Source organism: Marinobacterium aestuarii (assembly GCF_001651805.1).
Classification (GTDB): Bacteria; Pseudomonadota; Gammaproteobacteria; order Pseudomonadales; family Balneatricaceae; genus Marinobacterium_A; species Marinobacterium_A aestuarii.
Genome location: NZ_CP015839.1, coordinates 1,530,640 through 1,542,904 on the forward strand (window position 1 = coordinate 1,530,640; position 12,265 = coordinate 1,542,904).

Genomic DNA, 12,265 nt, shown 5'->3' on the forward strand with positions numbered 1-12,265 from the left:
GTTTTTTAAGTTTTTGATTTTTAAGAGTTATTAAGAACTGTGGGTGTTTCCCTCCCTCACCGCCATATTCAAAACAAAAAAGCCCCGCTCGCAGAGTGGGGCTTTTTTGTTTTGAAGGTCGATAGATTTGAACCCGAGAAGAGGGTTAGACCCGAGCGCAGCGAAGGCCATCCCGACCGGAGATGTCAGCGGCCTCGATTTTCCGCTCGCAGAGCGGGGCTTTTTTGTTTTGAAGGTCGATAGATTCGAACCCGAGAAGAGGGTTCGACTCGAGCGTAAGCGAGAGACCGCCGAGCGAAGCGAAGGCCATCCCGACCGGAGATATCAGCGGCCTCGATTATTCCGCTCGCAGAGTGGGGCTTGCTGTTGATGGTCTACGCATTCTTATTAATATTTTTGACGAAACAGCTCAGCTGTGAGCCCAAGTTTGATCATTACGTTGTTGTTTCGGGTTTGGACGTGTGTGTCAGGTGAGAGTATCGCTATCAGCAGATAATGGTCATCGAGCATTGCGCCCTGGCAGTAAACCAAGTGGATATCGCAGGTGCGGCGGTACTGATTTGCTTGGACATGCCAAGGCTTCGGTCATCTGCCAAGTGGATGTGCTTCACTTCTTCCGCCAATACCAATGGCAGTGATCATAAGGTGCGTCGCGCCCAAAAGTGCCCGGGAGCTCTCCTGTGGTCTTGTACCGCCGGAAGTCTTCTACCAATGCCCGTTGTTCTTGGTCCGTCAGAGATAGTGAAACTAAAAATACCCAATCTTCCTATTTATGAAGGTTTAGTTTCACTCTTCTTCGGTCTTGAATGCAAACTGCATAGTTTCCTGCTCGGACCGTGGGATGCCGATTTTGTTGGCAACTTCGCGCCATTCTCCAACCGAGGCCAATATCTCGATAAAGATGCTCTCGGCCTCCTCCAGGCTGAGCTGAAAGAAGTCGATAACCTCGAATGCCAGCTCATAGTTCAAGCTGTTGTCCTTGTCATCAATGTTGAGATGCAGGCCAGTGGCCATGGTGGTTGGATTTATGTCGTACGCGGGGGATAGGCGCCATCCTGCGCCATCAAATACAAACCCGTGATTACGCAGGTGGTCGTCAACGTTGGACACCGCAATGTTGAAGACGATGCGGCGCCACAGTTGTGCCAGGTCGTCCTTGGCCTGGACCCCGTGATTCGTCAGGAACTCAGCAATCTCCAGGTAGCTGGCGCCCTGATCACCATCGTAGTATTCAAGCTGTGTCATGGCCGATGAGAAATGCAGACGGGTACTTCCCTCACGGTCGAAACGACGGGTTAGAAAGGTATGGTGATTCGAGTTGAAGCGATCAATGCGGCACTCTGCCATATCAATACCCGCATTAACGGCGAGCAGGTAGGTCAGGTACTCCCAGGCGCCGATATTGTGATCGTCAAAACGACTGGGGAACTTGGCGATCCAGAGATTCTGGTGTTCGTCCACAACAGAGGCCTTGGGACGGGCACCGCCCAGGGATGAGCCTGGAGAAATCAGCATATAGAGCCACTTCATGTACTCAGGGTCGTCAAATTTTCCATCATCTTCAATCTGCCTGGCAGCGAACTCCAGTTCACGCAGGGATGTGATAGGCGGCGCTGAGAGGCGCTCGTCGTCATCCAGAAACGGTCCCTCGATGTCGGATTTAAAGCGCATGGCTCCCATACGGTACAGGTCGTGTACCCCGAGCAGATAATCGGACTCCTGCAGGGTTTTTGGACGCCGTTCTTCCTGACGAGCCAGGGCCGCTTCACGCCGTTGCATCAGTAGACGCCCCCAGCGATCTGGACAGGAATCCAGGAAGGTTCTGAAGTTTCTATCACCGCCCTGGTGCTGACTGCCCTCAAACAATTGCAGCTCAGGATCAATCTGTAGGTACGAGGAGCCTGGCTGTAGCCACTCAGGTGCATAGGAAAAGCTGAAGTGCTCATTCCCGCGCACCAGATCTGCGGTCAGGGTACCAATCAGTTCGGGCTCATCACCGACCCAGTCGGCATAGACATAGATATCGCGGCTCATGTGTCATCTCCATCTGACTCTCTGTTGGGCAACGTGCTTTTGACGCTCTCCCTCCGTTGCTCTTTTGCCTTCTTCATCGCTGAGCCGATTAGCGATTTTAAAGTCGAAGAGCGCGCTTCCTTCGGTTGAATAGCGGTACTCTTTTTCCCGTCGTGCTTTGGTGTCATGCGATGCCGCTTATCAGTAGGGGTTGGCACCGGTGACGGCGTGCGCTTCGTGACCGATTTTGCTCTGGAAAGCAGTTCGATGTCCTGTACCTTACGGCCCATTTCATCATCGGACGCGACCTTGGCCAGATCGTCTGCCAAGCCCAATACCGCGAGCACACGCAAGTAGTGACCGATAGAAACCGTTGACTCTCCCCGCTCGATGTTGCGCAGGGTTGGCTTGGATAAGCCTGTGCGGTCAGCAATCATGGCTTGTGTGATCTTGCGCCGTTTCATCGCCAGGCGGATGTTTTCACCCAGCTGCTGGAGAATCCTCTGCTCTTTTGGAAAAATAACAGCGGTGCGCTTTTGCTTGCCCGCCGTTACGGTAGTGACAGAGCTCATGACACTATAACTCCACAAATATTCAATTCTTGAAATTATAATTTCACTTTAAGGGTCGGTCAAGGCATCCCAGATAGCTCCGGGGCGGATAGGGACTCGCGAACCACGGCCAGAAGCCCAGAGGTACGCCAATCCTGCCTGCACCAGCACTGTAGCACGTCAAAAATTCTGACAGCGTGCGGTGTCGATGGTATTTAGTTGACCCTGAAAAATGGCGTTTCGAGCAGCAGCCGCTATTCCTTCGGGGTCACTTTTTAATGCTTTCAGCAAGCGAGTGAGCATATACCGCAACAACGGGCGGTACTTTCCCAGCACAAAAATAAAGCCACCGTAGTGACTTGCGCAGATTCTGGCCACTGGCGCTCAGCAGTACGTTGAGCGCATCGCCCAGAACTTCTGTCAGGAAGTACCGTTTCATCTTGTCGTCTGATTTCAGGTGCCCGATGATCGGCTCGACACAGTCGCGTGGTCGCATCTAGCGCTTCTCCGATTCCGGCACACCGCGTTTCTGCCCGGCAATAATGATCCGGATGCCGTCAACGCCGGAACCATGATAGCCACGGTCAACGAAGCAGGGGTCGGACTTGCCTACATCGTTCTCCATGTAATTAGTGCTAGAGCGCGTCCTCATTTGAAGCAACCGGCCTCACTCGGTAACCTTGTTACATTTGAGGTAACGATTGGTTAGGTACTACTGGCTACGTGACGATCAGTGGGAGCGCATCAAGCATTTGCTACCTGGCAAGTCCTGCGACAGAGGCGTGACTGCACGTGATAACCGCCTGTTCGTTGGGGCGGTTCTGTGGATTGCACGGACGGGGTCGCCCTGGCGGGATTTGCCCGAGTTCTATGGACATTGGCACCGTGTTTACGTCCGTTACAACCGCTGTTCTCACAAGGGTTTCTGGCTAAAAATCATGGAGTCGCTGTCAGAGGACGCTGATGTTGAACAGCTGATGGTCGATAGCAGCATTGTGCGAGTCCATCAGCACGGGGCCGCAAAAAAACAGAGCAAGACGCCGAAGCCATGGGGAAGTCCCGAGGCGGACTGAGCACCAAAATCCATGCGGCCGTAGATGCCCTGGGCAACCCGGTACGACTACTGCTGACGCCAGGGCAGGCATCGGAATACGGGCAAGCCGAGGCGCTATTGGATGGCTTTACGCCCGACCAGGTGCTGGCAGACAAGGGATATGATTCAGATGCCTTTGTTGAAGCCATCCAGGGGACTGGCGCGGAAGCGATGGGCACAGATGATAACGACAAGCGCGGTCAGTCCTGTTGCTGCAATAATAATCTCGGTCATGATTCTCTCCTGTTTGCCTACAAGGCCGCGCATAGCCTTACTTTGTGACCCGCTGAATCGTGTCCACGATTGCAGGGTACGATCACTATGATCTATCCATGTAGAAGGGACGGTCGTTTAATCCACGATTTCACCCTCTCGTAAAAAGCGTAAAGGACCTTCCTACCATGACTCAAACCTTGGGCATTATCGGTGCTGGTCATCTTGCCAGCTATACGGTCGCCGGGCTGCGCAATGGCGGCGACAATCGCCGTATTGTTGTGTCGCCGCGCAACCGCGAGCTGTCAGCAAGGCTCGGTCGGGATTACGGCTGTGAGGTTGTGGCTTCCAATCAGGCGGTGATTGATACCGCCGACTGGATCCTGCTCGCAGTCCGGCCCGAGTTCCTTAACCCCGTGCTGGCCGAGTGTCGCTTTCGTGGCGACCAGTTGGTGATCTCCTGTATCGCCGGCGCTGTTCCGATCTGTCCGCCCTGCGCAGAGGTCAAGGTGCTGTTCGGTTGCCTGGGTTCGGTAATCCCCCTAGACAATGAAGAATAGTTCGAACTCGCAACAATTGCTGCCTGCTACAACGGCTGGTTGCTCGATCTCTTTGCGACGGTGAGCGAATGGCTCGAGCAACAGGGAATTGCGCCTGAAAAGGCCCGTGCCTTGATTCTGAGTGCCAGCTCGGGTGCGGCGGCGATGGGTGCTGACAGGTCAGAAAACAGCCTGCGCGAGCTCAGTGCCGGTATAGCTACGCCCAATACCCTGACCCGACTCGGGCTTGATCACCTTAAAGGCCGAGGCGCCTTTCAGCCCTGGGCTGAGGCATGCAAGCTTTTGAGCCAGCAGCTGGATATCCCAGGCAGAGGCTAAGGTACCTGGCCGGTATGCCCGTCTTGAGAATGCCGCTGTTCGATCGTGCCGTTAAGGCGGAGGCCGCTGGGCCGGCAAGACATTTGTCGGCATTATTTTGTAGTGCACAAAAACAAATAAAATAAATTTATTTGTTTATTTACAATTAGTTATAGAAAGCATGGGGGTTTCGTAGTTTTTGTTTGTTGCGCTGCAGCATAACGAGGTATAGACTCCTCACATCAACTACTTTTAACCAAAACTTCTCTTAACCAATAGGTACACAAACATGTTCAAGAATCTTCCTACTGCTGACTTCTCTGCTTTTGGCGCTCCTGTTCAGAAACTGATCGAACTGAACACCGCTACAATGACAAAGGCGTTTGAACTGCAGAAAGCGGCTATCGAGAAGCAGATTGCTCAGTCACAGGCTGATTTCAAAGCTGTTTCTGAAATCAAAAACCCTGAAGCTCTGACTTCTTTTGTTACTGCAAAATCTGAAGAAGCCAAGAAGAACCTTGAGACTCTGAAGGCTGATGCTCAGGTCGCTGCAGAAAGCACCAAGGCTTACTTCACTGAAGTTCAGGCTATCCTGACTGAAAGCAAAGACGTTTTCGTTAATGCTGCCAAAAAAACAGCTTAATGTAAGCTGCTTTTAAAAAAGCCCCCGACAGCAATGTCGGGGGCTTTTTTGTGCCTGATGGCTACGGCGAAGCATCAAGGTGCATAAAGCAGATGTCAGCGTCTTCATTGTTTCTCCCGTCAGACCTGGCAGTAGCAATCCTCGATAACGCGCCGCACTGTTTGTAGTGCGACTTCAAGTACCTCCAGCTTCACCGATCCCAGTGCCAAGCGTATTGCATGGGGAACCTGCTCGGATGTTGCGAAAGGCTCGGCAGTAGAAACGGCGATATTTTTCTGCAGTAGCGCCATCGTCACCCGGTCGGCCCGGGTTTCCTCCGGCAGGTTAACCCAGAGGAAGTAGGAGGCCGGGTGGCCGCTGCATTGCAGTCCGGCCAGTATCTCCCGTGCCATTGACTGGCGTTGCATTGCATCCTGGCGCTTTTCGGCTTCCAGGCGAGTAACGGTTCCATCGTCAATCCAGCCGCAGGCAATGGCGGTCATAACGCCGGGGGTGTTCCAGGTAGTCGCCCGGATTGCACGCTCGATTCTTGGCACCCAGGGCAGTGGCGTGACGATAAATCCGATGCGAAGCCCGGTGGCAACGCTCTTGGAAAGGCCGGAGATATAGAGGGTTCGCTCCGGGGCCAGCATCGCCAGCGGAGCGGGGGGCTGTTGTGCCAGGAAGGCATAAGCAGCATCCTCGATAATGAGCAGGTCGTGCTTGCGTGCAATAGCGATCAGTTGCTGGCGCTGTTTCAGGCCTGTGACCCAGCCCATTGGGTTGTGCAGGGTCGGCATGGCGTAGAGGGCACGGACTTGCCGGCTCTCGCATAGCTGTTTTAGTACTTCCAGATCAGGGCCCTGGTCTGCCGCCGAGATGGGGGCCAGCTCCAGCCCATGACTCTGGGCGAGTACCTTGAAACCAGGGTAGGTGAGCGCATCTGTGGCAACTACATCACCGGGCTGCAGCAGTGCCATAACCGCTGTTGCCAGGCCATGCTGTGCGCCACTCACAATCAGTACCTGCTCCGCGCTGACCGATAGCCCTCGGCACCTCAGGTGACGGGCAATGATGGCGCGCTCGTGCGTACGTCCGCCGTGGGGCTGGTAGTGCAGCAGGGCTTCCAGATCGCCGGAGGCGGCAAGCTGGCGCAGGGCGCCGCGCAGCAGTTCCGTCTGGCCCGGCAGTGAGGGGTAGTTGAAGTTGAGATCGACCATGTTTGCGGCCGTTGCCTGCTGATCGATACCCTGGGCCGGGGACAGTGCTGTTTCGCGCACAAAGGTGCCTCGGCCGGTTTCTCCGCTCGTCAAACCCATGGCTTCAAGTTCGGCATAAACCCGCGACGCTGTCACCAGGGCCAGGCCTTCCCGGGCGGCAAGCTCGCGGTGGGTGGGCAGGCGAGTGCCGGGCGCCAGGGTGCCTGCGCGAATATCGGCGGCAAAGGCGTCCACCAGGCGTTTGTATTGGGCGCGGGGCATGGGAATGTATCCATGACAATAATTTGATTGTCCTGATTTTGGAGCATAGAGTCGGGCCTCGCAAGCGTGGTTAAACAGGACTCCGACAGTATGCATATTTCCATTCTCACCTTTGATGGCTTCAACGAGCTCGACTCCCTGATCGCGCTCGGCATCCTGAATCGCGTAGCTAAGCCAGGCTGGCGCGTGACCATTGCCAGCCCTGCTGCGCGCGTGCGGTCGATGAACGGGGTGGTGCTCGAAAGTCAGGTATCGCTTGCCGAGGCAAGCACGGCTGATGCGGTCATTATTGGCAGCGGCATGCGCACGCGGCAGATAGTGGCGGATGCGTCGATAATGAGCCAGTTGCAGCTTGATCCCTCCCGTCAGTTGCTGGGGGCGCAATGTTCCGGCACGTTGCTGCTGGCAAGGCTTGGGTTACTCAGGAGTATTCCAGCCTGTACGGACCTGACGACAAAGCCCTGGGTGCAGGATGCCGGCATAGAGGTGCTCAACCAGGCCTTTTTTGCCAAAGGCAATGTCGCCACGGCCGGCGGCTGTCTTGCATCTCAATACCTTGCCGCCTGGGTCATTGCTCGTCTGGAGGGCATGGACGCGGCGCAGTCCGCCCTGCATTACGTGGCACCTGTGGGAGAGAAAGAGGAGTATGTGTCGCGGGCGATGCAAAATATCAGCCCCTATCTGGGCGAGACGGCTGTCACTGTTTGAACGCTAAAGCCATGGCCAAGCCGCTCTGAAGCGGCTTTCAGTCCCGTCTGGTTGGCCAAAATGAAGCTTCCAAGCTGCAAGCTAAGTTGCTGAAAGCAATCGGGAATAAATCGCAAAAAAGGCTTGCGTTCAAAGTCGGCGTCACTATAATACGCACCATCTCTTCAGGACTATAGCTCAGTTGGTTAGAGCACCACCTTGACATGGTGGGGGTCAGCGGTTCGAGTCCGCTTAGTCCTACCAAATTGTGTACCAAAAACAGCCACTAACGGGTCAAGCCGAGTGGCTGTTTTTGTTTCTGCATGGCTGCTTTTCAATTCTTCTGTGATCACAAATCACAATGCCGGGTGCTGGCTGTCGGCCTTTCCACTCGGCTGCATGGATGTGATACCCGAGGCGAGTAGATTGGTGTTAAGCCCGACAGACGGCTAATTACCCTTGTGCTGGTGCACCCTGGCGGCGCCTTCTATCTGGGCGGTGAGTTCGAGCATGCGCAGGTGTTGCGCGGCTTTGTCGTTGCTGTTGTCCTGGGCTTCGCTGTAAAACGCCAGCGCGCACTGGCTGATGCGCTGAGCCTTGTCGGCGGAGTAGGGGCACAGGATTTTAAGGTCTTTGGCCGTGTTCTGGATGTCCTCCAGTACCCGGTTGTTGGGTCTGGCGGTGGCGTTGGCGAGTAGCATGTTTCGCAGCTGGCCCGCGGTGGTGCGCAGGAGGACGGAAGTACGCATGGTTACATATCCCTATGTAAAGCCCCATATCCGTACGGGGCCTGATGACTAGAGTGGTCGTCTGCTTTACTGCATCTGCCTCTTTACCTGCCTGGCCGGTGGCAAGTCAAGGTGGTGCTGTTGAATCTGAGCGGGTCAGGCGCCCTTGTGTGCGAGGGCTGCGGCCGGCACTTTGGGCATGGTACCTTCAGTCCCTGGCGGCTGCCAGAAGAAACGCAGTGTGGAGGTACTTTTACGTTCGAAGTAGCGCACGGTGAGCGGGTACCAGCCGGGTTCGGTGACGTCCATGCGGCCGTATTCGGCGTAGCGGTCTGAGTGTACGTCCGGGTCTTCCAGGATCATCTGTCCGTCAATTTCCAGCCGTACACCGTCGTTGGATTCAAACGTAAACAGGTAGGTGCCCGCGGTGTCGAGGTGAATTAAACCTGTGATCCGTGCCATGACGCCGTCGTTCAGGTTGCTGGTCAGCACCGTACCGCCGCCGACACTGGAGTTAAGCAGCCGAAGGTTGGGGCCGGGCTCGCAGGGTTTGGTCGCTTCGAGCCGTACCATCTCATCAATATGGCGAATCAATCCGTCTATATAGCAGACCTCGAGTCCGGGCTGCAGGTTGTCGGCGGCAACGGGTGTCTGGGCCTGGGCAGGTGCGGCAAAGAGCAGGGCTGCACTGCTCAGCAGACACGCCAGGGGCCGGGTGGGGATCAGTTTGCGCATGGACACTCCCTTGGGTTTCCTGCCTGTGGCATGGCCGCGGGCCCGCTGCAAAATCGAACGGTGGCGGTGGCAGATTTGATTCATTCTGCCCAAAGGGCAGGGCCAAGGCAATGGCCCTGCTTTGGCAACAGGGGAAACTTAAGGATGGCGCTTTAGTGTCGCAGCAGAATCTCCGACAGGGCGTCGCTATCGCTATGGGAGTTCCTGGCAAGCTCTATCAGTTCTTCGCAGCTGCCGGGGCGTGCCAGCAGGAAACCCTGCAGCTCGTCACAGCCCAGCTTCTTGAGAATCGCCTGCTGTGCCCTGGTCTCGACGCCTTCAGCTACGACCTTGAAGCGCAGGCTGTGGGCCATGGTGATAATGGCTTCGATCAGGCTTTCGTCATCGGTATTGCCAGGGATGTCGATTACAAAGGAGCGGTCGATCTTGACGGTATTGACCGGCAGTTTCTTCAGGTATGCCAGGGAGGAGTAGCCGGTGCCGAAGTCGTCGATGGACAGCGAAATGCCCATGTCACGCAGTTCATAGAGGGTGCCGAGAATGCGGTTGATGTCGTCGATAACGACACTCTCGGTGATTTCCAGCTCCAGCAACTCGGGCGCCAGACCGCTGACTCTAAGGGCATCGCAGATGTCGGGGATCAGTTCCGGGTCACGTAGCTGGCGCGGCGACAGGTTGACCGAGACCGGGATTGGGTATGGGCTGTTGCGGTTCCATTCCATGGCGTCGGTGCAGGCCTGCTGCAGTGCCCAGGGGCCCAGTTTGAGTATCATGCCCGACTCTTCGGCGAGGGAGATAAAGGTCAGCGGGGGGATCAGACCCTGTTCAGGGTGCAGCCAGCGCAGCAGTGCTTCGGCGCCGAGGATGCGTTGACCGTCGATATCAAAGCGCGGCTGATATTGCACAAAGAGCTCACCGTTGGACTGGGCGCGTCTTAGGCCGTCGTTCAGTTGCTGGTGCTGTTGCGCCTGCTGGTTCACACCATTGTCGAAAAAGTGGATGGCGTTGTGGCCCTGCTGCTTGACGTGGTGCGCCGTGGTATCGGCCTTGGCCAGCAGCGTCTGGGCGTCCCTGGCATCATCGGGGAACAGCGCAATGCCGATGCTGCAGGTCACCACGGTCTCTGAGTCTGCGAGGGAAAACGGCTGCTGAAAGGCCTGCTGAATCGAGCGTGCTATGGTATGGCTGCTGCTGGCATCGGGAATATTGTCCAGAATAATGCTGAACTCGTCGCTGCCCAGGCGCGCCAGGGTTTCGCTCGATGCCAGGCATGCTTCGATGCGCTTGGCCGTTTCGCGCAGCAGCTGGTCACCCACGGCATGGCCCAGGCTTTCGTTAATGCTCTTGAAATCATCGATATCGACGAAGAGTACCGCCACGGTATCTCCGTTTTTCTCGGCCTTGTGCAGTATCTGATCCAGTTGTGCACAGAACTGCTGACGGTTCGGCAGACCGGTGAGGCTGTCGTAGCGCGAGGCAATCTCAAGCTGTTGTTCGGCGCTCTGAGCCCGGTTGATATCGGCGAGGACAGCGACGTAGCGCTCTTCCTGGTGGCTGTTTGGGGCATCGCCTTGCAGGCGTGAAACAGACAGCCAGATCGGCATTGCATCGCCGTTAGCCTGCAGCAGCATGGCTTCGCTTTGCAGCTGGCCTGCGTGTTCCAGCTGCTCGAGCAATTCTGGCTGTTGCGCCAGAGGGCTGAAAGGCTGACCGCGGTCTTGCCGTTGGCTAAAGCCGCTGATGCGCTGGTAGGCCGCATTGGCGGTGATGATATTGCCGCGCCTATCGAGTACCAGGATGGCCTCAAGGGTGCTGTTGAGTGCCTGGTCGGTCAGTTTCAGGTGATCGGTTTCGAGCCTGTATTCGGTAGCATCTTGCATGACGCCGCCAATGCCCTCGACTTCATCCTCGCTGTTCAGAATCGGGAACAGGGTGCCGACAAAGTCACGCGGTCCGCGGTCCGCGGTCTCTGCGCTGTATTCGATGTGCACTTGGCTGCGCTGAGTCAGAACCTGCTGGTCGGCCTGGCCGAGTTGCCGAGCCAGGGCATCGGGGTACAGGTCTTTATCGCGCAGGCCTATGATCTGATCCGCGCTCAGGCCGATAGTGCGGGCACAGGCCGGGTTGATCAGGCGATAGCGCAGATTGCTGTCTTTTAGAAAGATGAGGCTGGGCGTATGGGACAGGAGGGCGTTGACCCGCTGTTCATTTTCTTGCACGCGCTGCAGCATGGTCTGTACGGCCTTGGCCAGCGGCTTCAGTTCAGGCGAGGGTGCCGTGAATGCAGGGTCTTTCCCGGAGACCGAATCGATGTAGCGGCTGAGCAGACGTATCGGCCGTTGCGCCAGTCGGCAGAGCACCAGGATCAGTAGTGCGCCGATCAGCAGGGCGCCGAGCAGGCTGTAGCCGATAGTGCCGGCAAACGCCTGGCGCATAAGGATGCCGGCGTAATCAGGCAGCAGCAGGCGTACTTCGAAGCGGTTATCCGGCTCAATAAACAGGCTGTGCCGTTGCACAATGCTGTCATCGGCGATGCGGGTCTGGTTGGCGTCGGCATCCGTATCGGTATCAGCGTGCGTGCCGGTTTCGGTGGCAGGGTTGCTGGCATCCAGCAGCTGCAGCTGGTCCGGTGTCTCGGCCAGGGCGCCGATGCGTCGGTTGTCGGTATAGAGTGCAATGGCGCGGGCTTCGGACAGCGACTGGATCTGGTTGAGTATCCAGAAATTGTCATTGAGAATGACGAAGGAGTGCAGGTAGCCCACAACTTCACCAAAGGGCGCGGCAATAATCGGCATGCTCAGACGCAGTAGCTGGTAGTCCTGCTGCTTTTGCCGGGTCGTCAGGGTGGCCCAGGTATCGGGCACAATGCGGCGCGATGCGAGCTCTGCCAGTGGCAGGTATACATTGAAGAGCGCAGCACCGGGCACCAGAGTGAGGGGGCCATCCTTGAGCTGGACGGCAAAGGCCTGAATATGCTCGCCGCCGCGGCTGTTAATGGTTTTTTGCAGCAGCGTCTTGATACCCGCGAGGTTGCCGCTGCTGGTTTGCTGGATAAGTTGAGGGCTTTGGGCCAGGGTGGCGGACGAGCGTGAAATGCCCCGCAGATGGCTTTCGAATAGCTGATTGATCAGCGCCGCGTGACGGCGATGTGACAGCGACTGCTCCTGCTCGAGTACCTGCTCCGAGCTCTGGTAGGCGGGTATCAGTATCAGCAGCGACAGTGCGAGCGTCGCGGCAATAACAATGGCAAGAACGGTGTTGGTAAAGCTCAGCTTACGCAAGTGC

At 56.5% G+C, this 12,265-nt stretch carries 11 protein-coding genes, 1 tRNA gene and 3 pseudogenes; 7 read left to right on the top strand and 8 right to left on the bottom strand.

The features are described 5' to 3' along the window. Positions 1–387: 387 nt before the first annotated feature. The 4 genes and pseudogenes from A8C75_RS24235 to A8C75_RS23910 all read right to left on the bottom strand — a co-directional run. A pseudogene (locus tag A8C75_RS24235) lies at positions 388–570 on the bottom strand (type II toxin-antitoxin system YafO family toxin); the annotation flags it as partial. Positions 571–786: 216 nt separating this feature from the next. Then, positions 787–2,034, bottom strand: a complete 1,248-nt coding sequence (locus tag A8C75_RS06820; RefSeq protein WP_067379822.1) for a type II toxin-antitoxin system HipA family toxin — start codon at positions 2,032–2,034, stop codon at positions 787–789. Further along, positions 2,031–2,585: a helix-turn-helix domain-containing protein gene (locus A8C75_RS22960; protein ID WP_084783827.1), complete on the bottom strand. Its 555-nt coding sequence runs from the start codon at positions 2,583–2,585 to the stop codon at positions 2,031–2,033. Before A8C75_RS22960 ends, A8C75_RS06820 begins: the two co-directional genes overlap by 4 nt. A gap of 316 nt (positions 2,586–2,901) precedes the next feature. Further along, positions 2,902–3,171: pseudogene (locus A8C75_RS23910) on the bottom strand (IS5/IS1182 family transposase); the annotation flags it as partial. 94 nt (positions 3,172–3,265) lie between these two features. On the opposite strand from A8C75_RS23910, the gene A8C75_RS24240 reads away from it, so the two are divergent. From A8C75_RS24240 to A8C75_RS06850, 5 genes and pseudogenes are all read left to right on the top strand, one after another. After that, positions 3,266–3,637, top strand: coding sequence for an IS5 family transposase (locus tag A8C75_RS24240; RefSeq protein WP_067379828.1), 372 nt, complete (start codon positions 3,266–3,268; stop codon positions 3,635–3,637). Further along, positions 3,613–3,765: pseudogene (locus A8C75_RS24245) on the top strand (IS5/IS1182 family transposase); the annotation flags it as partial. The gene A8C75_RS24240 and the pseudogene A8C75_RS24245, both read left to right, overlap by 25 nt. A gap of 293 nt (positions 3,766–4,058) precedes the next feature. Next, complete coding sequence (locus tag A8C75_RS06840; RefSeq protein ID WP_067379833.1) at positions 4,059–4,430, top strand: NAD(P)-binding domain-containing protein; 372 nt, start codon at positions 4,059–4,061, stop codon at positions 4,428–4,430. 15 nt (positions 4,431–4,445) lie between these two features. Further along, a complete protein-coding gene (locus A8C75_RS24250) occupies positions 4,446–4,748 on the top strand; it encodes a pyrroline-5-carboxylate reductase dimerization domain-containing protein (protein ID WP_084783831.1) in 303 nt (100 codons plus the stop codon). 268 nt (positions 4,749–5,016) lie between these two features. Further along, positions 5,017–5,370 (top strand): hypothetical protein, encoded by a 354-nt coding sequence (locus tag A8C75_RS06850; protein WP_067288586.1) that lies wholly within the window; start codon positions 5,017–5,019, stop codon positions 5,368–5,370. A 119-nt stretch (positions 5,371–5,489) separates the two neighbouring features. On the opposite strand, the gene A8C75_RS06855 is transcribed toward A8C75_RS06850, so the two are convergent. Continuing rightward, complete coding sequence (locus A8C75_RS06855) at positions 5,490–6,830, bottom strand: aminotransferase-like domain-containing protein (RefSeq protein WP_067379839.1); 1,341 nt, start codon at positions 6,828–6,830, stop codon at positions 5,490–5,492. Between the two features lie 90 nt (positions 6,831–6,920). Here A8C75_RS06855 and A8C75_RS06860 point away from each other — a divergent pair, with 90 nt between their 5' ends. Both A8C75_RS06860 and A8C75_RS06865 read left to right on the top strand, forming a co-directional pair. Further along, positions 6,921–7,538 (top strand): DJ-1/PfpI family protein, encoded by a 618-nt coding sequence (locus tag A8C75_RS06860; RefSeq protein ID WP_067379842.1) that lies wholly within the window; start codon positions 6,921–6,923, stop codon positions 7,536–7,538. Positions 7,539–7,704: 166 nt separating this feature from the next. Beyond that, positions 7,705–7,781 (top strand) — tRNA-Val (locus A8C75_RS06865). A 185-nt stretch (positions 7,782–7,966) separates the two neighbouring features. On the opposite strand, the gene A8C75_RS06870 is transcribed toward A8C75_RS06865, so the two are convergent. The 3 genes from A8C75_RS06870 to A8C75_RS06880 form a co-directional block, all read right to left on the bottom strand. Further along, complete coding sequence (locus A8C75_RS06870; protein WP_067379844.1) at positions 7,967–8,266, bottom strand: hypothetical protein; 300 nt, start codon at positions 8,264–8,266, stop codon at positions 7,967–7,969. 135 nt (positions 8,267–8,401) lie between these two features. Further along, positions 8,402–8,980: a PA14 domain-containing protein gene (locus A8C75_RS06875; protein WP_067379847.1), complete on the bottom strand. Its 579-nt coding sequence runs from the start codon at positions 8,978–8,980 to the stop codon at positions 8,402–8,404. Positions 8,981–9,132: 152 nt separating this feature from the next. Beyond that, positions 9,133–12,261 (bottom strand): EAL domain-containing protein, encoded by a 3,129-nt coding sequence (locus A8C75_RS06880; protein WP_067379850.1) that lies wholly within the window; start codon positions 12,259–12,261, stop codon positions 9,133–9,135. Positions 12,262–12,265: the final 4 nt, after the last annotated feature.